Origin of the sequence: Sorangium sp. So ce448 (assembly GCF_051520915.1) — a bacterium.
In the GTDB taxonomy this organism is placed as follows: domain Bacteria; phylum Myxococcota_A; class Polyangia; order Polyangiales; family Polyangiaceae; genus Sorangium; species Sorangium cellulosum_B.
Genome location: NZ_CP150343.1, coordinates 7372178 through 7393619, shown reverse-complemented (window position 1 = coordinate 7393619; position 21442 = coordinate 7372178). Strand labels below are relative to the sequence as shown.

The 21442-nt window shown below is 72.6% G+C and carries 12 protein-coding genes and 1 pseudogene; 6 read left to right on the top strand and 7 right to left on the bottom strand.

Annotated elements, in window-relative coordinates:
- Positions 1-19: 19 nt before the first annotated feature.
- Positions 20-715 (bottom strand): transcriptional regulator, encoded by a 696-nt coding sequence (locus WMF45_RS27900; RefSeq protein WP_437707582.1) that lies wholly within the window; start codon positions 713-715, stop codon positions 20-22.
- 303 nt (positions 716-1018) lie between these two features.
- On the opposite strand from WMF45_RS27900, the gene WMF45_RS27895 reads away from it, so the two are divergent.
- Positions 1019-1885 (top strand): HEAT repeat domain-containing protein, encoded by an 867-nt coding sequence (locus WMF45_RS27895; RefSeq protein WP_437707580.1) that lies wholly within the window; start codon positions 1019-1021, stop codon positions 1883-1885.
- A 24-nt stretch (positions 1886-1909) separates the two neighbouring features.
- Here the strand turns inward: WMF45_RS27895 and WMF45_RS27890 are convergent, their stop codons facing one another.
- The 3 genes from WMF45_RS27890 to WMF45_RS27880 all read right to left on the bottom strand — a co-directional run bounded on the left by WMF45_RS27890 (position 1910) and on the right by WMF45_RS27880 (position 5920).
- Positions 1910-2677, bottom strand: coding sequence for a phosphotransferase enzyme family protein (locus WMF45_RS27890; RefSeq protein WP_437707578.1), 768 nt, complete (start codon positions 2675-2677; stop codon positions 1910-1912).
- Positions 2678-2790: 113 nt separating this feature from the next.
- Positions 2791-4800, bottom strand: a complete 2010-nt coding sequence (locus tag WMF45_RS27885) for a PAS domain-containing hybrid sensor histidine kinase/response regulator (protein ID WP_437707576.1) — start codon at positions 4798-4800, stop codon at positions 2791-2793.
- Complete coding sequence (locus WMF45_RS27880; protein WP_437707574.1) at positions 4790-5920, bottom strand: hybrid sensor histidine kinase/response regulator; 1131 nt, start codon at positions 5918-5920, stop codon at positions 4790-4792. Before WMF45_RS27880 ends, WMF45_RS27885 begins: the two co-directional genes overlap by 11 nt.
- Before the next feature lie 63 nt (positions 5921-5983).
- Between WMF45_RS27880 and WMF45_RS27875 the strand changes: the two are divergent.
- Positions 5984-6241, top strand: a pseudogene (locus WMF45_RS27875) (Hsp20/alpha crystallin family protein); the annotation flags it as partial.
- A gap of 142 nt (positions 6242-6383) precedes the next feature.
- On the opposite strand, the gene WMF45_RS27870 reads toward WMF45_RS27875, so the two are convergent.
- Positions 6384-7166: a hypothetical protein gene (locus tag WMF45_RS27870; RefSeq protein ID WP_437707572.1), complete on the bottom strand. Its 783-nt coding sequence runs from the start codon at positions 7164-7166 to the stop codon at positions 6384-6386.
- A 304-nt stretch (positions 7167-7470) separates the two neighbouring features.
- Between WMF45_RS27870 and WMF45_RS27865 the strand changes: the two genes are divergently transcribed.
- Genes WMF45_RS27865 through WMF45_RS27855 form a run of 3 tightly spaced genes read left to right on the top strand, consistent with a single transcriptional unit; the run spans position 7471 to position 13204 of the window.
- Positions 7471-9171: a serine/threonine-protein kinase gene (locus WMF45_RS27865; RefSeq protein WP_437707570.1), complete on the top strand. Its 1701-nt coding sequence runs from the start codon at positions 7471-7473 to the stop codon at positions 9169-9171.
- Positions 9168-11957: an FG-GAP repeat domain-containing protein gene (locus WMF45_RS27860; protein WP_437707568.1), complete on the top strand. Its 2790-nt coding sequence runs from the start codon at positions 9168-9170 to the stop codon at positions 11955-11957. The genes WMF45_RS27865 and WMF45_RS27860 overlap by 4 nt, the downstream gene beginning before the upstream one ends.
- The gene (locus WMF45_RS27855; protein WP_437707566.1) at positions 11954-13204 is read left to right on the top strand and encodes a PEGA domain-containing protein; all 1251 of its coding nucleotides are present in this window, start codon (positions 11954-11956) and stop codon (positions 13202-13204) included. Before WMF45_RS27860 ends, WMF45_RS27855 begins: the two co-directional genes overlap by 4 nt.
- A 171-nt stretch (positions 13205-13375) precedes the next feature.
- Here the strand turns inward: WMF45_RS27855 and WMF45_RS27850 are convergent, their stop codons facing one another.
- Both WMF45_RS27850 and WMF45_RS27845 read right to left on the bottom strand, forming a co-directional pair.
- Entirely contained in the window at positions 13376-19726 is a 6351-nt protein-coding gene (locus WMF45_RS27850; protein WP_437719589.1) for a DUF4215 domain-containing protein, read from the bottom strand.
- A gap of 441 nt (positions 19727-20167) precedes the next feature.
- Complete coding sequence (locus tag WMF45_RS27845; protein ID WP_437707564.1) at positions 20168-20674, bottom strand: SDR family NAD(P)-dependent oxidoreductase; 507 nt, start codon at positions 20672-20674, stop codon at positions 20168-20170.
- 421 nt (positions 20675-21095) lie between these two features.
- Here WMF45_RS27845 and WMF45_RS27840 point away from each other — a divergent pair, with 421 nt between their 5' ends.
- On the top strand, positions 21096-21305 hold the full coding sequence (locus WMF45_RS27840) for a hypothetical protein (protein WP_437707562.1): 210 nt from the start codon (positions 21096-21098) through the stop codon (positions 21303-21305).
- Positions 21306-21442: the final 137 nt, after the last annotated feature.

The window sequence follows — 21442 nt, the reverse complement described above, 5'->3', positions numbered from 1 at the left end:
GCCGCCGGCGGGGCCTGCCTCACCGGGCTGCGCAGGTCGTGCGGAGGGCGCGCGCCTTGTCGATGCACGCGGCGAGGGCGTCCTCGGGCGGCTCGTCCGGGCACGCGGCCTCGAAGGCGCGGATGGCGTCGCGGAGGCCCCCCGCGCCGCCGGCGCCGAGATCGAGCTTGTGCTTGCGATCCTCGTCGTCGTCGCCGCCGACGAGCAGGAGCGTCCCGACGACCGCCCCCACGACGACGACGCCCGTGACGACGCCGGCCACGATCACGCCCGTCTTGCCGTCCACGTCCGGCGGCTCCGCGTCCGGGAGCGACGGCGTGCCTGCCGGGATCGGCTTCGCCTCGAGGCCCGCGGCGAGCGCGGTGGTGGCGATGCCGCCCGCGAGCCCGAGGCCGCCGATGACGAGGCTCGACAGCGTGAGCGCGCTCGGCCCCGCGTCCGCGCGCGCGCTCACGCCGGCGGAGAGGCGCACCTGCGCCGCGTTGCACGCGGCGTAAGCGTCGAGGCGGTGGATCTCGAGCGATGCGCGGGGCGCGGTCTCTGGCGGCAGCTTCGCGGCGAGGATGATGTCGTCCGCCGATCGCCGGAACGTGAGCGGTGCGAGCGGCTCGGGGGCGGCCGCGGGCGGCGTGGAGGCCTTGCCGCAGCCGGCCAGTCCACACGCGATGAGCAAGAGCGTCGTGCAGGAGAGGGCATGATCGCGCCTTCGGGTCATACAGCCACGCTACGCCGATCGAGCGCAGTTTCGTCGAGCGAAATGGGCCTCGTCGCGGACCGGAACGACCGCCGGCGAGCGGACTGAGCCAGGATGACAACGTGGTGTGGCCGACGCGTCGAGGAGCGGAAGGTGCGATATGTGCAGGCCTGATGGCCGTCCCGAACGTGAGCTCCACCGCGTGTGTTAAGATACCCTCCCTGGCGGCCGGCCTCGCGTTCCACGGTTCCACGGGAAGAGGGCCGGCCTCGGCGAGGGTCTTCGCGGGATGGGATTCGAGCAGGCGTTGCGCGAGGTCAGGAGATGAGCACGGTCGATCGCCGGCGGCCGGCGGACGTCCTCGAGGCGCTCCTCCAGGAGCCGCAGCGTCGCGCGCTCTGGCAGGCGTCGGCCAGAGCGCTCATGCCGCTCCGCCGCGGTCCGGCGCCGGCCGAGCTCTCGGCCGAGCTTCTGGTGCAGGTCCTCGCCCTGCGACGTCCTGCGGAGGGGTACGACGAGAAGCTCTATGCACGTCTGGACGTCGCGCACCTGCGCGGACACGTGGCGCGCACGCTCGGGAGGATGGGTCTTCGCGCCGCCGTCGCGGTGCCGGTGCTCGTCGAGACGCTGCGTGAGCCGCTCGGGGAGCGGTGCTCGCCCATGTGCTGCTCGGCCTCGTCGGTGCGCCACGAGCAGATCCTCGCCCGGGTCAGCGTGCTCGATGCGCTGCGCCGGCTGGGCCCGCAGGCGGGGAGGAGCGTGCCGGCCGGCGTCGTGGCGGAGCTCCTCGCGCCGGCGTCCCGCAGGATCGCCCTGGGCGCGGCGGAGCTCCTCGCGCGACATCCGGAGAGCGCGCTTCATCACCGCGCGGCGCTGCTCGCGGCGCTCGAGCATCCGTACGCGCCCGTCGTCGAGGCGGCCGCGCGCGGGCTCTCGCGGGCGGCCCCGAGCGTCGCGCGCGAGGCGGTGCGTCCTCTGACGACGCTGCTCCGACACGAGCAGGGCGGCGTGCGGCGCGCCGCGATCCGGGCGCTCGTCGCGATGCGCCCGGGCGCGAAGGGAAGCGAGATCGCGCGGGCGGAGGAGCGCTTCGCGTCGCTCGCCGAGCGCGATCCGGACGCCGCCGTCCGGGCGGTGGCCCGCCGCGCTCTCAGGCCCAGCCTTCGCGTCCCGCGCCCTCTGGCCCCTTGATGGCTGGCGAGGGGCGTCGGCCTGTCACGGGGTGAATGCCCGCAGCAGCCGATCGCGCTGCACCCGCACATAGCGGATGTCCTCTTCGTACAGCGCAGGGTGCCCGGCCGCGATGTGCGCCTGGGACGCGGCGTCGCCGGCCGCGGCCCGCGCGCGCATGGAGGCGAGCAGCGCCGCGAGTCGATCGGCCACGGTGTCGAGCAACAGGGGCCCTGGCGGGAGGCCATAAGCGCGGCAGAACCGAGCTGCGTGCCGCGCCTGGTCCTCGGGGCTGCCCTCGCTGTCCGGGTTGCTCGGCGCGTGCAGCGGCGCGAAACGGTAGACAGCATACGCCACGTCCCACACGCGCGGGCCCGGATGAGCGGTATCGAAATCGATGAAGCCGACGACCCGGCCGCCGCGGACGACACAGTTGTAGGGCGCGAGGTCGCCGTGACAGATCACCTCGGCCGGCGGGCGGGGCGGGAGCTGCCACCGGTCGTCCGGCCCTGACGCGAACGTCGCGCTCGCGTCGTGGAACCGGCGCAGCAGGGTGGCGGCGGACGCGAGGAGCTCGGGCGTGCGCAGCTCGGCCGGGAGCGGGTTGTGCACCTCGCCATCGAGGTACGACAGCACCTCGTTCCCCTCGTCGTCGCGCCCGAGCGGCTCCGGCGCCGCGCCGAAGCCCGCCGCCCGGAGGTGCCGAAGGAGCCTGTGGATGGCAGGCGTGGCCGCCGTCGCGGGCCGGTGGACCCTGTCGCCGCGCCGGCGCACGGTGTTGACGCCGCCCTTGAATACCTGCTCGTCGACCATGCAAAGCCCTCTCCGCCGGGGCGCCAGCGCCGCGGTGGCGGAGTCGGCCCCTGTTTCGTCGCTGTCCGCGGAATAGCGGGTCTCCCCTGACGCACCTCGACCGCCTCGGCGCGCTACGTCCGGAGGAGGAGCTCCTCGAGGACGGTGGTCAGCTCGTCGACCCTCACCGGCTTGGTCAGGTACCGATAGAACCCGGTCTGCTCGGCGCGGCGGGTATCCCGGGCCATCGCCGCCGCGCTGAGCGCGATCACGGGGATGTCGCGCGTCTCCGGCCACTCCTCGAGCTTGCGCATGGCCTCGTAGCCGCTCATCCCGGGGAGGTTGATATCCATGATGACGACCTCGGGCTGCCGCGAGCGCGCGAGCTCGATGCCGATCTCGGCGTTCGGCGCGGTGATCAGGTGGACGCGCTCGAACTCGGAGATGAGCTCCTCCATGAACGCGATGTTCGACGGGTTGTCTTCGACGTACAGGACCGAATGGCGGACGCCGCCGGGCCCGGCGAGCGGCGACACCTCCAGGCGCGCATCCGGCTGCGCCGGGGCGGCGACCGCCGGCGGCTCCTGGTGCGCCGGGAGCTCGATCCAGAACTCGGACCCTTCGCCCGGTATGCTGGCGAAGCCGACGCCGCCGCCCATGAGCTCCGCGAGCCGCTTCGTGATGGCGAGGCCGATCCCGGTCCCCTCGATCGGCCCCGTCTCCTGGCCTGCGCGCTGGAAGGGCTGGAAGATCTTCGGGTGCTGCTCCTGGGGGATGCCGATGCCGTTGTCGATCACGCAGATCTTCACGACCCCGTCCTCGGGCATCGACACCGCGATCGTGGCGCGGCCCCCCCTGCGGCCGTACTTGATCGCGTTCGAGCCGTAGTTCATGAGGATCTGCGCGAATCGCGTGCGATCCGCCGTGATCTTGGGGAGCTCCGCGGGGAGGGGCGCGAGCGCGATCTCGATGCCGGCGCGCTGGGCCATCGGGTCGAGCGTCGTCTTCACCTCGACCAGCACCTCGGGCACGTTCACCGGCTCGATCGACACCGTGACGCGGCCCGCCTCGATGCGCGAGAGATCCAGGATGTCGTCGATGAGCTTGAGCAGGTGCTCGCCGCCCTTGAGGACGTGCTCTATCCGCTCCTTCTGGCGATCGGTGAGCGGCGTCTTCCTGTCGCGGTGCAAGAGCTGCGCGAAGCCGAGGATCGCGTTGAGCGGCGTGCGGAGCTCGTGGCTCATCGAGGCGAGGAACTCGCTCTTCGCGGAGCTCGCGGCCTCGGCGATGCCCCGCGCCTTGCGCAGCTCCTCCTCGCGCTGCACGTCGCCGGTCATGTCCCAGAGGGTGCACACCGTCCCGCCCTCGGCCGTGCGGCGCTCGGTCGCGCGCAGGCTGCGCCCGTCGCTCGTGCAGAGATCCAGCGTGCCATCCGGCTCCGCGTGGTAGGCGAGCATCCTCTCGCGGAACGCGGCCGCAGGCTCGCCGCCGAGGGCGAACAGCCCCGCGGCGAGGCTCTCGCCGACGATCTCATCATAGCTCCGCCCGATCATGGGGCCGTTCACCCGCGCGCCGAGCCAGTGCCTGTAGACGCTGTTGCAGAGCGCGAGCCGATCCTGCGCGTCGAAGACGGCGAACGCGCCCTGGAAGCTCTCGACCGCGCTCCGCAGGAGGTCGCTCGTGCGCTGCGCCACGGCCTCCAGGCTCTTGCGGTCGCTGATGTCGCGGATGGCGCTCGAGAAGAGCGTGCCCCCCTCGGTCGTCAGCGGGCTGAGGCTGATCTCGACAGGGAACTCGCTGCCGTCCCTCCGGCGGCCGAACAGCTCCAGGCCCGACCCCATGGAGCGCGCCCTGGGCGCGGCGATGAACGCCGAGCGGTTCGCGACATGAGACCGCTGGAATCGCTCCGGGAGCAGGATCTCGATCGCCTGCCCGATGAGCCCGCCGCGCGTGTAACCGAACATCCGCTCGGTCTGGACGTTGACGAACACGATACGTCCGTGCTCGTCGACGACCACCATGGCGTCGGGCGCCGCGTCGATGAGCATGCGGAACGTGCTGTCGTCGATCTGGCGAGCGCCAGGCTCATGAGGCGCCTGCTCGGGCGCTGACAGGCGTTCGACGGAGGAGATCTCATGTGTCATCGGGGAGCCTCACACAGAACACGGCGCCAGGGGCGTTGTCCTCGATCCGGATGTCGCCGCCGTGCGCCTCGACGGCCATCTTGCAGAACGCGAGCCCCAGGCCGCGGCCGGCGCGGTGGAGGGCCGGGGCGTCGCCTCCGAGCTGGACGAAGCGATCGAACACCTGCGCGCGCATCTCGGCGGGGATGCCCGGGCCCGCGTCCGCGACGCGGATCTCCACGTGGGCGCCGTGCTTCGCGGCGCTCACGGTCACCGCGGTCCCGGCCGGGGCGTGGACGATCGCGTTCTCGAGGAGGTTCTCGAGCGTGCGGCGGAGCAGGTCCGGGTCGGCCCTGACGGCGGGCACCTCGACGGCCTCGCGCAGCGAGAGCGACCGGGAGCCCGCGCGCAGGTCGAGCGCGGCGAACACCTCGAGCACGAGCGCGCGGAGATCGACGCTCCCTCGCTCGGGGGCGAGCATCCCTTCCTCGCTCTTGCTGATGTCGAGCAGGTTGTAGATGAGCCGCAGCAGGGCACGCGCCTGGTCGCGGATGTGCCGCGCGGAGTCGCGCGCCTGCTCCGGGAGCGCGCGATCCCGGAGCAGGAACTGCGCGTGCAGGTCCATGCTGCTCACCGGGTTCTTCAGATCGTGCACGACGAACGCCATGAGCCGCTCCTTCTGGAGCTGGAGGCGCATCAGCGCGTCGCGCTGCTGCCGGACGAGCTCGACGTGCTCGCGCAGCTCCGCGCCGAGCCGGCGCAGCCTCAGGGCGGCCTGGACCCGCACGAGCAGCTCCGACGGGCGGATCGGCTTCGTCAGGAAGTCGTCGCCGCCGGCGCGCAGCGCGCTGTCGAACGTGTCGACGTCGCGGAGCGCCGTCAAGAACACGATCGGCGTGCTCGCGCCCTCGGGCAGGCCGCGGATCCGGGAGCACACCGCGAACCCGTCCATCCCCGGCATCCGCACGTCGAGGAGCACGCAATCCGGCTTGTGGCGCTGGAATTGCTCGATTCCCTCCTCGCCCGTGACGGCGAGCACGACCTCGTAGCCGTCGTCCTCGAGCGTGGCCTGCGCCAGGGCGCGGTTCTGTTCGTTGTCATCGACGACCAGCACCCTGGATCTGGGCTCGTGCTGTTCCATGCGGCCTCGGCTCCGGGCGCGAGATTACATGAGAGGCAACGGCCCTACCACAGCGTTCAGGTCATGGTCCGAGCGGCGCGCGAGGCCCTGTTCACTCCCGACTTCGACGTGAAGGAGAGCGGGAACGCATACGTCTTCAACGCATACGTCTTCAAGGCGGACCTGCCGGGCATGCAGGAGAAGGACGTCGACGTGTCCTTCGCGGGCAACCGCCTCATTGCGAGCGGGAAGCGCGAGGGGGAGAGACGCGAAGAGAAGGAGACGTATCAGTCGTTCGAGCGCTCTTATGGCACCTTCAGCCGGAGCTTCACCCTGCCCGCGGGCGTCGGTCGCTCCGAGGCGGCGGAGCCCGTCACAGGACGCTCTTGTGCTGAACCGGTCGGATGCAGCTGGACGCCCATCGGTCCGCGGCGCTCGACGCTGGCACCCACGAGGCGAAACAGCTCATTCGGTTGTGACCCAATCAACGGACAACTGTCCAGGTGCGCGTCGCGCGCAGCGCCAGCGCCGCGAGCAGCGCGCACAGCCACGCGAGGACATAGGCGGCCGCCGGAGACAACCACGCGAGCCCCACGTAGAGCGCCGCGAAGAACGAGGCGAAGCCGAGCAGGCCGCGCACGAAGCCCGCGAGCAGGGCCACCGTGGCGGCCGCGCCGTGCCGGGGCAGGGTGAAGCACGGCAGGACGTTGCCGGTGATCGGGATCGCGAGCAGCAGGCCGCTCACGCCCGCCGGCGCGGCGCCAGCGCTGCGCACGATGCACCAGGCCATGGCCATCGCCGCGACCACCCGGCAGGCGAGCTCCACGCGCGGAATGGCCACCGCCGCGGGCGGCTCGCGCAGGCGCGGCAAGGCGAGCGCGCCCAGGGCGGGCGACAAAAGCGCCGCGGCGCACGCCAGCGGCGGGGGCAACCGCAGCGCGAGCAGCGCCGCGCCCACGCACAGGAACGCCGCGTTGGCCGCGAGCAGCGCCACGCCCCAGCGCCGCTCCCACCGCGCGCACCAGGCGAAGGTGAGCACATGAACGATCGTGGCCGGGACGCACACCAGCGTCGCGAGCGCGATCGCGCCCGCGTGGGCGGGCGTCTCCTGCAGGAGCACGAAGCCCATGATCGGTCCCACGATCATCGGCAGCCCGGCGATCGTGCCGCCCACGGCGTGGCCGAAGCGCCGCGCCGCCAGCGAGGAGAGCAGCACCGACGCGCCCACCAGCGCGAGCTTCAGCAGCACGAAGGCCAGCGCCTCCATCGATCGCGCCGCACGACACGCATGGCTCGCGGGGCCCTGTAGGGCAACACCCCATGTGAGACAATGCCAGAGGCTCTCCTGCTCGGCGCCTCGAGGTGGTCAGACCTCCGGCGCGCGCCTCGCGCCCCGCGGGGCCGCGAGGCCGGGCCTCGACGCGGGCGGGCGGCGGCGAAGCGACGCTTCACGCTGCGCTCGCCCGCCGGAGGCCGGAGGCCGGAGCGGAGACAGCGCGCCCGCCGGTTTGCGACGCTCGGGGGCTCTGGGCTGCGCCGGGCTCCCCGTGTACGCTCTCCGTGGCTTTCTCATGTCGACATGCCCTACGTGCCGAACCGAGCATGCGGACGGCGTCGCTGCGTGCGCGCCGGACGCCGAGACGCTCGCGGCGGAGCCCGCGCCGCCTGGCGCCGATCCGGAGCTCGCGCCGGGAACGCCGGTCGGCGAGTACCGCGTCGAGGCCAAGATCGGGGCAGGGGGCTTCGGCACGGTCTACCGCGCGATCCACCCCGTCATCGGCAAGGCGGCGGCCATCAAGGTCCTGAGCCGCCAGTGCTCAGCGAACCCGCAGCTCGTCTCCCGCTTCGTCGCGGAGGCGCGGGCCGTGAACCAGATCAGGCACCGCAACATCATCGACATCTTCTCGTTCGGCGCCCTCGAGGACGGCCGGCACTACTACGTGATGGAGCTGCTCGAGGGGATGACCCTCGACGCGTACCGCCGCAAGCGCGGGCGCCTCCCGCCCGCCGAGGCGCTGCCCATCCTCGTCAAGATCGCGCGCGCGCTCGACGCGGCGCACGCGGCGGGCATCGCGCACCGCGACCTCAAGCCCGAGAACGTGTTCCTGGTCTTCGACGAGGACGGCGCGATCTTCCCGAAGCTGCTCGACTTCGGCATCGCCAAGCTGCTCGGCGAGTCCTCGAGCACGGTGCACAAGACGCGGACGGGGCACCTGATCGGGACGCCGCTCTACATGTCCCCCGAGCAGTGCCGCGGCAAGAACGTCGATCACCGGACGGACATCTACTCGTTCGGGATCCTCGCGCACGAGCTGCTCGCCGGCGCGCCGCCGTTCGACGGCGAGAACGCGTTCGACCTCCTGATCAAGCACACGTCGGAGGCGGCGCCCCCTGTGTCGACCGTGGCGACGCACCTCTCGCCGGCGCTCGACGCGCCGCTCCTGCGGATGCTCGAGAAGGAGCCCGCGAGCCGCCCGGCGTCGCTGCTCGAGGCGACCGCGGCGCTCGTGGAGGCCGCGCGCGGCGCGGGGTACGAGCTGCCCGGCGGCCTGCTGCGGGCGAGCGACGCCGCCGTCGGGCGAGGCGCCGGCGAGGCCGCCGCGCGGCGCCGCGCGGCCGTCGAGGCGCAGGACGCTGGGCTCGCACCGACGCAGCGCGGCCCCGCCGCGGAAGCGAGCTCGGGGCTGCACGGGAACGAGACGTTGCTGCAGGGGTCGCTGCCGAGCAACCTGGAGAGCACGCCGGCCACGGCGTCGCGGCGGAGGGCGGCGCTCACGGCGGTCGCCGTCCTCGGCGTCGCCGCGGCCGCGGCGCTCACGCTGCACCTCGGGCACAGCGAGCCGGCGGCCGACGCCCCGCGCGCGCCCGCGTCGGCCGCGGCGGTGCCGAGGACGGAGGCCGCGCTGGTCGCGCCGGTCCTGCCGGCTTCCGCCGCCCCCGCGGCCACGCCGGAGTCGGCCGCGCCGGAGGCGACCGCCGCAGCCGCGGCGAGCGCCGACGCGGCGCCGCCCGTCGTCGAGCTCCGGATCCAGGCGACGCCGAAGGAGCTCGAGGTGTGGAGCGAGGGCAAGCTCGTGGGCAGGGCGCCGGGGCCGCTGCGCCTGCCGCGCGGGCGCGCCGTGACGCTCACCTTCAAGGCGCCCGGGTACCAGGAGCAGGCGCAGGAGGTCCCGGCCCAAGCGGACGGCGCGATCACCGTGTCGTTGAAGAGGGCAGCGCCGACCGCGAGGGGCGCCGTCAGGAAGGGCGACCTGGAAAACCCGTTCCAGTGAGCATGCGCGCGCGGCCCAGCTTCAGGCGATACGTGCGGGCGATCGGGGGGGCCGCGGCGCTGCTCGCCGCGGCCGCCGGCTCCGCCGGGTGCGTGGAGCTCGGCGAGATCTCCCCGGGCGTGTGCGGCAACGGCGTCATCGAGCCGTCGCGCAACGAGGACTGCGACTGCTTCGAGGCCAGCGCGCCCTGCGAGGTGAAGACGCAGGACGCGCAGGGCGCGGCCTCGACGACCTGGTGCAACCCGCGCGGAAGCGAGAACGAGTGCCGCTTCGTGTGCACCGACGTGGACGCCACGTGCCCGAGCGGGTGGGGCTGCGGGGTCGACGGCGTGTGCCGCGCCTCCACGGGCAATTTCAAGCCGCTCGGCGCCGCGCTGCCGCTCGGCGCGCAGCGGCTGATCACGGGTGATCTCGACGGCGACGGCCGCGGCGACCTCGTGGGCGTCGGCTCGACGAGTCTAGAGGCGCTCTATTTCGATGCGAACAGCACGGTGGGGACCCAGGTGTCGATCCCCTCGGCAGGGGACACGCCCGCGCTCGCGCGCCTCACCGACGACGAGACGACGGACATCGCGCTCAGCGTGGGGCCTGGCGTGGCGATCCTGAGAGGCGAGCCGGGCCGCACGTTCGCGCCGGTCCCCGTGCTCGCGTCGGTGTTTCCCCTGGGCTCGCTGCTCGGCGCGGCGCCCGAGGCGACGACCCTCCGCGGCGCGCGGCTCTTGCCCGTCGGCAGCACGCGCGAGGAAGGACAGACGTGGGTCGCCCTGGTCGCCGGGACCGACACGCGCGGCGCGGCGCCGGAGGATGTCGTCGCCGTCGTGCGAGGGTCGGAGAGCGGCCGGCTGTCGTTCATCGATCGGCAGCGCGGGCTGCGCGACGTCGCCGGTCCGCTCGCGAGCGCGGAGCTCGGCGGCGGCCCGCTGCACGAGGTGGTCGTCGCCCTCGTGGACGACTCGGCCGTGCACATCTACTCGCCCGACGACGGCGCGCACACCGCGGTGGAGCTCCCGGCAGGGGCGCGGATCGCGGGCGCGGCCTTCCTCCGGGACGTGAACGGCGACGAGGTCCTCGATCTGCTCGTGGGCGCCACGTGCGCGCAGCCTGACCCCCGCTTGCCCGCGGGCGCGCCTTGCTACGAGCTCGACGTCGCGGAGGGCGCAGGCGGCGGCGCGTTCGGCGGCATGGCGCCGTACGGCGATCTCTCGTACCCGGCGGGCGACATGAGCGCCGGGCGCTTGCCCGGCCTCGGGGCCCCCGTCGCGATCGGCGATCTCAACGGCGACGGGGTGCTCGACATCGTCGATCCCGACGCCGTGAGGCTCGGAAAGATCCGGCCGTCTCCTCCCTACCAGGTCGAGTTCGACCGGCTCGCGCCGGCGAACGGCCGGCGCTGGACCAGCGCGGTGATCGCGGACCTGACCGGCAACGGCGCGCCCGACGTCGTCGCCGGCTCCGCCGACGCGACGGATCTGACGTTCTTCAACGGCGTCCCCGGCGCCGAGGCCGCCGATTTCAAGCTCAATGAGCTCAAGATCCCGACGCTGGGCAACGTCTCGAGCTTCGTCGTTGGCGACTTCGACGGCGATCTCCTGCCGGACCTCTTGTTCGCCGAGAGCGCCGGCAGCTCGCTGTCGAGCGCGGAGCACCCGACGCTGGCCGTCTGCTTCGGGCGGTACATGAAGGCGCCGGAGCCGCCGGTGCGGCTCGGCGCCTTCGAGGGGCTCCTCGACATCGCGGCGGTGCGGCTCCCCGAGCCGGACGACGCCGTGGACGACATCAGCGTGCTCTTCTCGCACGGCGGCGACGTCGCGTTCAGCCTCATCGAGGGCAGCAGCTCGCGGTCGCTGCTGCCGCCGTTGCCGCTCGTCCGCTCGGGCGACGTGCGGCACGCAGGCGAGCTGCGCGCCGTGAGGAGCGTCGCCGGCCGCTTCGGTGGCGATCGGGCGGAGGTCGCCTCGCTGACGATCGCTCCTCCGAGCCCTGGCTCCTCCCGGGGCTCGGCCGAGCTCTGGCTCTTGCCGGCGGTCGACTCGGGCGCCATCGCCATGGTCGACGAGGCCAAGCACCGCGTCTCGCTCCCCGCGGAGCTCGTTCCCTCCCGGGAGCCCGCGTGGGCGCTGGATGGGGTCGCCGTCGATCTCGATGGCGATGGAACCGACGAGCTCGTCCTCTCGCTGCCGATCGAGGTCGCGGAGGAGGACGCGGCGGCGGAGCCGGGGACGCCGGCCCTGGCCGGCGCGATCACCCTCGTGCGCCGCGGCGCGAGCGGCGCCTTCGAGGCGCCGGAGGCGGCCTTCTCGCCCGCGCCTCACACGCTGTACGGGGGGCTCCGCGCCGGCGACATGGACGGCGATGGCCACGCGGACGTCGTGGGCATCGCGTACGAGCTGGCGCCGGGGACGCGAACGATCACGGCGAGCCGGCTCGCCGTCTTCTGGAACACGGGCGAGGGCGCGCTCGACGCGCCGATCGAGCTCGAGGTACCCGACCCCAGCCTCGAGGACCTCGCGAGCGAGGTCACCAGCGCCGACTTCGCCCGCGTCGACGACGGGATGGGACGGTCGCTCGTCGTGCTCACGCGCAGCGCGGCCTACGCGCTCGACGTGTGCGGCGACGGCGCGGCGGGCTGCCATGATCTCGGCCAGCACCAGCTCCGCAAGCTGGACGGCATCCCCGGCGGCTCCGCGATCGCGACGTGCGACGTCCTCGGCGATGGGGTCGACGATCTCGCGGTGCTCAGCGACGGCGCGCTCCGCGTCCACGAAGGAGTCCCGATCCGCCGATGAAGACCTCGCTGTGCGTCGTGCTCATGGCCTTCGCGGCGACCGCGCTCGCGCCGAGCGCGGCCTCGGCGGAGGAGGACATCGAGCAGGCGAAGGCGCTCTACAACGCCGGCGCCCAGGCCTACGCGGCGACGCGGTACCGCGACGCGGTGCAGTCGTTCGAGGCGGCGTACAGGAAGGCGCCGCGCCCTGCTCTGCTGTTCTCGCTGGCCCAGGCCTACCGGCGCCTGTACGTGGTCGAGCAGAGCCCCGAGGCGCTGCGGGCCGCCATCGCGAACTACCGGCGCTATCTGGAGCAGGTCCCGCAGGGCGGGCGCCGCGCGGACGCGACCGAGGCCCTGAGCGAGCTCGGGGTGATCGCCGCGCGCCTCGAGGCGAGCGCTCCGTCGTCGCCCGCCGCGCCGGAGGCGGCGCCGCCCGACGTCAGGCCGCGGACCCGCATCAACGTCACCTCGCCGACCGCGGGCGCCCGCGTGTCCATCGACGGCGGCGCGCTGGCCGACGTGCCGCTGATGGCCGAGGTGCAGCCGGGCAAGCACCGGATCAAGATCACGGCCGACGGCCACGTCGACGAGGAGCGCGAGGTGGTCGCGATCGAGGGGGACATCCTCGGGATCGACCGGGAGCTGCGCGAGCGGCCCGCGCTCCTCCAGGTGAAGGCCCCCGTCGGCGCGCAGGTCACGCTGGACGGGCGCTTCGTCGGCACGACGCCGCTGCCGCTCCTCCAGGTCGCCCCGGGCAAGCGGTTCTTCGTCGCCACGAAGAACGGCCACATGCCGTTCTCCCGCGAGCTGTCGCTGCGCCGCGGCGAGCGCCTCGTCATCGAGGTGGGCCTCACGAGCTCCTTCCAGCGGAAGCTGTCCTATGGCCTCGTCGCGATGGGGGTCCTGTCCGCCGGCGTCGGCGTGCTGACGCTGGCCTCGGGCCTCGAGGAAGAGGACCAGGCGCGCGAGATCGCGGAGAAGCGCGCGGCGCAGGGGATCTCGGAGAAGGAGCTGGGCGACTACCGGGCTCACCTCGACACGCGCGACGAGCTCGCGAACGCGACCGTCGGCCTGTTCGGCACGGCCGCGGCGTTCGCCCTCGGCGGCTTCGTGTTCTACGCGTTCGACACGCCGAACCCGCCGCCGCTGCCCGCGCGCACGGACCCCGCGCCCGCGCGCACGGGCGGCCCGATGCTCGAGCTCTCGGCCGCGCCGATCCTCGGGCCGGGGCTCGGCGGGGCGGGGCTCGTCGGCCGGTTCTGGTGAATCTGGTGAAGGCGCCGCAGCGCCCCGGGCCGCCGAGGGCGGCCATCGCGAGCTAGCGGCGGTATCTGGGAGGAGGTCGACCCGCGCGACGCGCGGCGCTGCGCCGGCGTCGCGGGCCCGCGGGGGAGGCGTCGAACGACGCCTTCGCCCCGCGCGCCCGCCTTCGCTCGATCAGTTGGGGAACCCGTCGAACTGGCAGGTCAGGCTGCAGCCGTCGCCGCCCGTGCGGTTGCCGTCGTCGCACGCCTCGTAGGCCCTCTGCACCTTGCCGTCGCCGCAGTACGGGCCGTAGACGCAGCCCGGCGCGCACTTGCCGTAGCCGCCGGTGTTCTTGCCGTCGCCGTCGTCGCACTGCTCCGAGCCGTTGCGGATGCCGTCGCCGCAGCGCGGGCCGAGCTGGCAGCGCGGGCCGCACTGGCCGTAGCCGCCGTCGTTCTTGCCGTCGTCGCACTGCTCGCCCGGCTGGACCACGCCGTCGCCGCACTGCCCGCCGAGGCGGCAGTTGTTGCTGCAGCCCGTGGCCTCGTTCGGGGGATCGCACTGCTCGCCCCACTCCTCGTCCACGCGGCGGTCACCGCACTTCGCCGCCGGGCTGCAGTCGGGCATGCAGCTCCCGTAGAAGCCGTCGTTCACGCCGTCGTCGCAGGTCTCGGCGCCGTTGACGCGGCCGTCGCCGCAGTACGGCCCGTACTGGCAGAGGGCATCGCACCCGTTGTACTCGCCGCTGTTCTCGCCCTCGCCGAGATCGCAGTCCTCCTCCGCGGGCTGGACGATGCCGTCGCCGCAGCGCGGCCCGAAGATGCACGAGGGCCCGCACTTGTCGTACTCGCCGTCGTTGATCCCGTCGTCGCACTCCTCGCCGAACTGCGGCTGGATCACCCCGTCGCCGCAGTGCGCGCCGAGCCGGCAGCTCACGCAGTTCGGGTCGGTCGCGCTGTCGCACTCCTCGCCCCAGTCCGCGTCGACGCGGTTGTCGCCGCACCTCGGCGCCGGCGTGCAGCCCGGCGCGCAGGTGCCGTAGGTGCCGTCGTTCACGCCGTCGTCGCACGCCTCGGCGCCGTTCCTGATGCCGTCGCCGCAGTACGGCCCGTAGTCGCAGGTCGCGGTGCACCCGCCGTACCCGCCGGTGTTCTGCGCGCTGCCGAGATCGCAGTCCTCCTCGGTGGGCTGGACGATGCCGTCGCCGCAGCGCGGCCCGTGGAGGCACGCGGGGCCGCACTGGCCGTACCCGCCGTCGTTGACGCCGTCGTCGCACTCCTCGCCGAGGGCCGGCTGCGTGACCCCGTTGCCGCACTGCGCGGGGAGCCGGCAGCTCACGCAGTTCGGGTCAGCCGCGTTGTCGCACTCCTCGCCCCACTCGGTGTCGACGCGGTTGTCACCGCACCTCGGCGCCGGCGTGCAGCTCGGGTTGCAGGTGCCGTACGCGCCGTCGTTCACGCCGTCGTCGCACCCCTCGGCGCCGTTCCTGATGCCGTCGCCGCAGTACGGACCGTAGTTGCAGGAGGCGGTGCACCCGCCGTACCCGCCGGTGTTCTGCGCGCTGCCGAGGTCGCAGCGCTCTTCGTCGGGCTGGACGATGCCGTCGCCGCAGCGCGGCCCGTGGAGGCACGCGGGGCCGCACTGGCCGTACCCGCCGTCGTTGACGCCGTCGTCGCACTCCTCACCGAGGGCCGGCTGCGTGATCCCGTTGCCGCATTGCGGGGGGAGCTGGCAGTTCAGGCAGTTCGGGTCGGCCGCGTTGTCGCACTCCTCGCCCCACTCGGCGTCGACACGGTTGTCGCCGCACCTCGGCGCCGGCGTGCAGCTCGGGTTGCAGGTGCCGTAAGCGCCGTCGTTCTTGCCGTCGTCGCACGCCTCGGCGCCGTTCCTGATGCCGTCGCCGCAGTACGGACCGTAGTTGCAGGTCGCGGTGCACCCGCCGTACCCGCCGGTGTTCTGGCCGCTGCCGAGATCGCAGCGCTCTTCCTCGGGCTGGACGATGCCGTCGCCGCAGCGCGGCCCGTAGAGGCACGAGAGCCCGCACTGGCCGTAGCCGCCGTCGTTGACGCCGTCGTCGCACTCCTCGCCGAGGTCCCGCTGCGTGGCCCCGTCGCCGCAGTGCTCGCCGCGCTGGCAGCTCACGCAGTTCGGGTCGGTCGCGCTGTCGCACTCCTCGCCCCAGTCCGCGTCGACGCGGTTGTCGCCGCACATCGGCGCCGGCGTGCAGTTCGGGTTGCAGGTGCCGTAGAAGCCGTCGTTGACGCCGTCATCGCACCCCTCGGTGCCGTTCCTCCTGCCGTCGCCGCAGTACGGCCCGATCTGGCACTCGCGCGTGCAGCCGCCGTAGCCGCTCGTCGTGTTGCCGGAGCCGAGGTCGCACGCCTCGTACGGCGCGTTGACCGCGCCGTCGCCGCACCGGGGCGGGGCCACGCACCCGGGCGCGCAGGCGTTCGAGGCGTTGGCGTACGTGCTGTTGTTGACCCCGTTGTCGCAGGTCTCCATGCCGTTCCTGACGCCGTCACCGCAGTACGGACCGAGCTGGCAGTTGTTGCACTGGCCGTAGCCCGTCCCGTTCTTGCTGCCGTCGTCGCACTCCTCGCCCGGCGTCACGACCGGCGGGTCGACCCCGCACTGCGGCGAGCACACCGACGTGCCGGCGCTGAAGCCCGACAGCGTGAGCTGGTAGTTCGACCCGGTGACGTGGCGCTCGGCCTGGAACACCGCGATCTCGTAGACCTTGCCCGGCTCGAGGTTCAGGTCGACCACGTAGCTGGTGCCGCGGTCCGTGCAGCCGGAGGTGGCGGGGCAGGGGGTCACGCGGGCGTCGCCGTTGTCCAGGATGGTCACGCTCTCCTGGAGCTGCGCGTGAATGCTGCCGATGTCCGCGGTCAGCGTGTTCTTGATGAACACCCAGACGTCGTCGTCACCGAAGAAGGTGAGCACCGGATCGGCCGCGGCGCCGTTCGGATTGAACTGGAACCAGTACCGGACCTCGCTCGTGAAGTAGTAGTTGTGCGAGGGGTTGGTCTGCTGCGCCCGCTCCAGCCCGGTGGAGACCAGGTTGTTGCTGAGCACGGGATCGCCGTTCGGCGGGGTGCGGTCCACGGGCCAGAACGGGTTCCGCTGGTACACGTACCTGTCGGCCTGCGGGGTCAGCTCGATGGTGGTGACGAGCGTCCTGTTGAAGTCCGGGTTGTCCCGGTACCACCACTGGAAGTTGTTCTGCCCCGTGGTCCAGCCGTTCGAATCGTCCGGCGTGACGAAGCCGGGGCCGAACCTGCTCACGGGCTTGCCGGCGGTGTCGAGCGTCGGCTGGACGATCCTGTCGATCTGATTGCCGCTGGGGGTGATCTCGAAATCGAAGTGGCCGACGAGCCTGTCGTTCACGTTGGCGTCGCACGCGGCGTTGCTGACGTTGCGGTTGTAGTCGGGCGGGCACCAGCCGATGAAGTCGCGGATGACCATCGGCAGCCGCATCTCGCTGGTCTGAACCCTGCAGGTGTAGCCCGGCTCGATCGTGCACGTCGCGGAGCATCCGTCGCCGCTCACGGTGTTGCCGTCGTCGCACGCCTCGGTGGCGTCGCCGGGCAGGAGCATGCCGTCGCCGCACTTCGAGATGCACGCGCCGCCGCTGCAGTCCGGCTCGCCCTTGCAGTCCGGCGTGCAGCCGTCGCGCCAGTTGCCGTTGCCGTCGTCGCAGGCCTCGGTGCCCTCGCGGATGCCGTTGCCGCAGACCGAGAAGCCCGTGCAATCCTGGGGCTCTCCGTTGTCGCAGACGCTTCCGGGCTCGATCCGGCAGGTCTCGTCGCAGCCGTCGTCCGAGAAGGGATTGCCGTCGTCGCACTGCTCGGCGCCGTTCTTGACGCCGTCGCCGCAGACGGTCTTGCAGGGGAACCCGACGCGCGAGCAGTCCCAGCCCACCTCGATCGTCCGGCAGTCGGCGCTGCAGCCGTCGCCGCTCGCCGGCGGCTGCTTCCCGTCGTCGCACACCTCGGTGCCGCCGATCTTGCCGTCGCCGCACACGGGCGGCGGCGGCGGGGTGCAGCGCCCGCCGCCCGGCGGGCACGTCCAGCCGACCTCGATCCTGCACTGCGCGGTGCAGCCGTCGCCGCCGACAGGGTTTTCCCCGCCGCCGTCGTCGCACTGCTCGCCGAGCTGCACCGTGCCGTCACCGCAATAGGTCCTCACGGTGCAGGGCTGGCCGGGCTTGCAGATCCAGCCCTGCTCGAGCCGGCAATCCGCCGTGCAGCCGTCGCCCGACGCGGGCGGTTTGCGGCCGTCGTCGCACTCTTCGCCGTTGTTGACCCGGCCATCGCCGCACTGGAAGACGAGGACGCAGGCCTTGCCCGGCTCGGGGCACACGTACGCCGGGTCCACCGTCTTGCAATCCGCGCTGCAGCCGTCGCCGCCCGCGGTGTTGCCGTCGTCGCAGAGCTCGCCGGGGTTCACGGCGCCATCGCCGCACCGGAACAGGAGCACGCAGGGCTGGCCCGGGGTCGTGCAGCTGTAGAAGGACTCCTGCCGGCACAGGCTCGAGCAGCCGTCGCCGCCCGCGGTGTTGCCGTCATCGCACTGCTCGCCCGTCTCCTTGAGGCCGTTGCCGCAGGCCGGCAGCCGCGTGCACGGCTGGCCCGGCAGGTTGCACTGATACCCCGGCTCGCGCATGCAGTCCGCGCTGCAGCCGTCGCCGGACGCAGGCGGGGAGCCGCCGTCCTCGCACTGCTCGCCGTCGTTCACGCGGCCGTCGCCGCACCAGTAGTTGAGGGTGCAGGGCTGGCCCGGGGTTGTGCACGTGTAGATCGGGTCCACCCCGCTGCAGTCGGCGCTGCAGCCGTCGCCGCCCACGGTGTTGCCGTCGTCGCAGACCTCGCCTGGGCTGAGCACGCCGTCGCCGCACCGGATCAAGAACACGCAGGGCTGCCCCGGCGTCGTGCAGCTGTAGAAGGACTCCTGCCGGCACAGGCTCGAGCAGCCGTCGCCGCTCGCCGTGTTGCCGTCATCGCACTGCTCGCCGGTCTCCTTGAGGCCGTTGCCGCAGGCCGGCGGCCGGGTGCACGGCTGACCGGGGCGGCTGCACTGATACCCCTCCTCGCGCATGCAGGTGGCGCTGCAGCCGTCGCCGCTCCGGGTGTTCCCGTCCTCGCACTGCTCGCCGTCGTTCACGCGGCCGTCACCGCACCAGTAGAGGCGGGTGCAGGGCTGACCCGGCCTGGGGCACGTGTAGATCGGGTCCACCGCGCTGCAGTCGGCGCTGCAGCCGTCACCGCCCACCGTATTGCCGTCGTCGCAGACCTCGCCCGGGTTGATCGCGCCGTCGCCGCACCAGTAGAGGAGGGTGCAGGGCCGGCCCGGGGTCGGGCAGGTGTAGAAGGACTCCTGACGGCACAGGTTCGAGCAGCCGTCGCCGCTCGCGGTGTTGCCGTCGTCGCACTGCTCGCCGCTCTCCAGGGCGCCGTTGCCGCAGACCGGCAGGCGCTCGCACGCCTGCCCGGGCTTCGAGCACACGAAGCCGGACTCGCGCATGCAGGTCGCGCTGCAGCCGTCGCCGGAGGCGGGCGGGTCGTCGCCGTCCTCGCATTGCTCGCCGTTGTTCACGCGCCCGTCGCCGCAGCGATAGAGGAGGATGCAGGGCTTCCCCGGCTCGGAGCACGCGTAAAGCGGATCCAGCGTCTTGCAGTCGGCGCTGCAGCCGTCGCCGCCCTGGGCGTTGCCGTCGTCGCAGATCTCGCCCGGATCCACAGCGCCGTCGCCGCACCGGATCAGGAGCTCGCAGGGCTGCCCCGGCGTCGTGCAGACGTAGAAGGACTCCTGCCGGCAGAGGCTCGAGCAGCCGTCGCCGCTCGCGGCGTTGCCGTCGTCGCAGAGCTCGCCGGCCTCCTTGACCCCGTTGCCGCAGACCGGCAGGCGCTCGCACGGCTGCCCGGGCTTCGGGCACACGAAGCCCGCCTCCCGCTTGCAGTCCGCGCCGCAGCCGTCGCCGGGCGTCTCGTTGAGGTCATCGCACTCCTCGGAGCCGTTCACGCGGCCATCGCCGCAGTCGTAGAGCAGCTTGCACGGCTCGCCCGGCCTCGGACAGACGTACGAGGGATCGACGAAGATGCAGTCTGCGCTGCAGCCGTCGCCGTCCGCGGTGTTGCCGTCGTCGCAGAACTCGCCCGGATCGACGATGCCATCGCCGCACGCGATGGTCAGCACGCACGGCGCGCCGGGCGTCGGACATGCACAGTAAGGCTCGATCTCGCACAGACCGGAACAGCAATCGCCGGGCAGGCTGTTGCCGTCGTCGCACGCCTCGCTGGCCTGGTTGATCTCGCCGTCGCCGCAGGCGGGCTCCTGGGGCAAGAGGCACTCGGGGGGCGGGTCGTCGACGGCGCAGGGATCGGGCCCGCCGCCGCTTCCGCCGCCGCCGGAGGCGACGCCCGAGCCGAAGTCGCTGCCGCCGTCGCCGGAGCCGCTGGAGGTCACGCTCCCCGCGCCGCCCACGCCAGGATCGCCCGTGGTGGAGGGCGATCCCCCTCCACAGGCGGCGAGTATTTGCAGCAATCCCACGGCCAAAGCCAGATAAGACGTTCTCAACCTCACGACACACCTCGACGAACACGAGCGGCTGCGCTCGGGCAGGAGCAGGACGAACACGAGCGGCTGCGCTCGGGCAGAAAGGCCGACGACCCGTCTCCAGGGTAGCCCGGCCGCCCTTCGCACCCCTAGGCGAAAATCACCTCATCCTGCGCCACTCAGCCACACCCGCTGGAGCGCCCGTTCGCAGCGGAGTCTGCGGAGCACCGCTGACGAATGACGCGCGTTGCGCGGCGCAGCGACGGATGGACACGGTGTTTCATTTCAGCTGCCGGTGCACAGGCGCGCGAGCCAGGCTGGCGGCCCGGTTCGGTCTTGACAATCGCGCTATGACGGGAGCTCGGAGATGGTTTGTGTCCCAAGGAGGCGCGGAGACCTCCGCGCCCCGCGGATCCAGGCCGCGGCGCGCTATCCGCCGGCTCGCCTGAGCACGCCGCCGAGGCCCATCCACTCGATGTATGCCCGCTGCACGTCCTCGGTCCTGCGGTTGATCTCCTCCGCGGCGCCGTTGCCCAGCGGGTCGAGCACGGTGCGCAGCGGCCGCTCCCCGGCCGGCAGCTCCGTGAGCTTCAGGATCGCGTCCGCGACCTGCTGCGGGTCCGGCGGACCCTGGCGCCCCTGCGACAGGACGCCCGCGTTGTTGATCACGACGTCGACGCCGCCCGCCTCGTCGAGCGCGCGCGCCACGCCCGCGTCGACCGAGGCGTCGCTCGTCACGTCGAGCTCGATCACGCGGAGCGCGAGCCCCTCGCGCGCGGCGAGCTCCTCGAGCTCGGAGGCCGGCCCCGCGTTCTTCGACGCGATCGCGCGCATCCCGGCGAAGACGCGGTGTCCCGCGCGGGCGAGGGTGACGGCGGTCGCGCGGCCGAAGCCGCTGCTGGATCCTGTGATGAGGGAACGGAGCTCTCGGGTCATTCTCTCGCTCGCTTTCGAAAGGGGGGGCAAGGAGCGTATCGCGCTGGATCCCCCGTGGAACCGGCGAACGGCGATCGTCGCGGTGCGCGGGACAATTTGCCACGCCCTCGTCTGGGTATCGTCGCGACAGGATCGATTTCAACGCGAATTGCAGCGGTCGAATCGTACGCTCGCGCGTGCGCGCTCCGGGATAGTTCCATCGGTCCTGGAGCGGCCGACTCGGCGGATGGCCGGGCGGCGCGATCCACCCACGGATTGCCCGCCTTGACCCCTTTGGGTTGAACCGTATAGTCAGCCAGACGGTCGGGCTGCCCACAAATGGTGTCTGCCGGACCGTCGAGCACACGACCGCCGCCCTGCGCGGGTCGTGGACGTGTGCGCCGTGGTTGCATCGTCCACCATCACATCATCGGAGGTTCGAATGGAACACCTGATTCGGCAGATCGCCCAGGATCGTCTCTGGAAGCAGTGGATCGCGGCCAACACGTCCGGTGGGCCGACCCTCGACGCCGGCTGCATCTCGCGGAAGGAGGGCTGCATCTCGAAGAAGGCCGGCTGCGTCTCGAAGAAGGCCGGCTGCGTCTCGAAGAAGGCCGGCTGTATCTCGAAGAAGGCCGGCTGCATCAGCTGACGGAGCCGCCGGGGCCGCGAGCGGGGCGGCAGGACCATGTTCATCTTGCCGTGGTCTTCCGCCTCGCTCGCGCGCGCCCGGACCGATGGGGGCCGCGCTTCTCGATGGCTGTTCAACCTTTTTCCTGGAGTCGACCG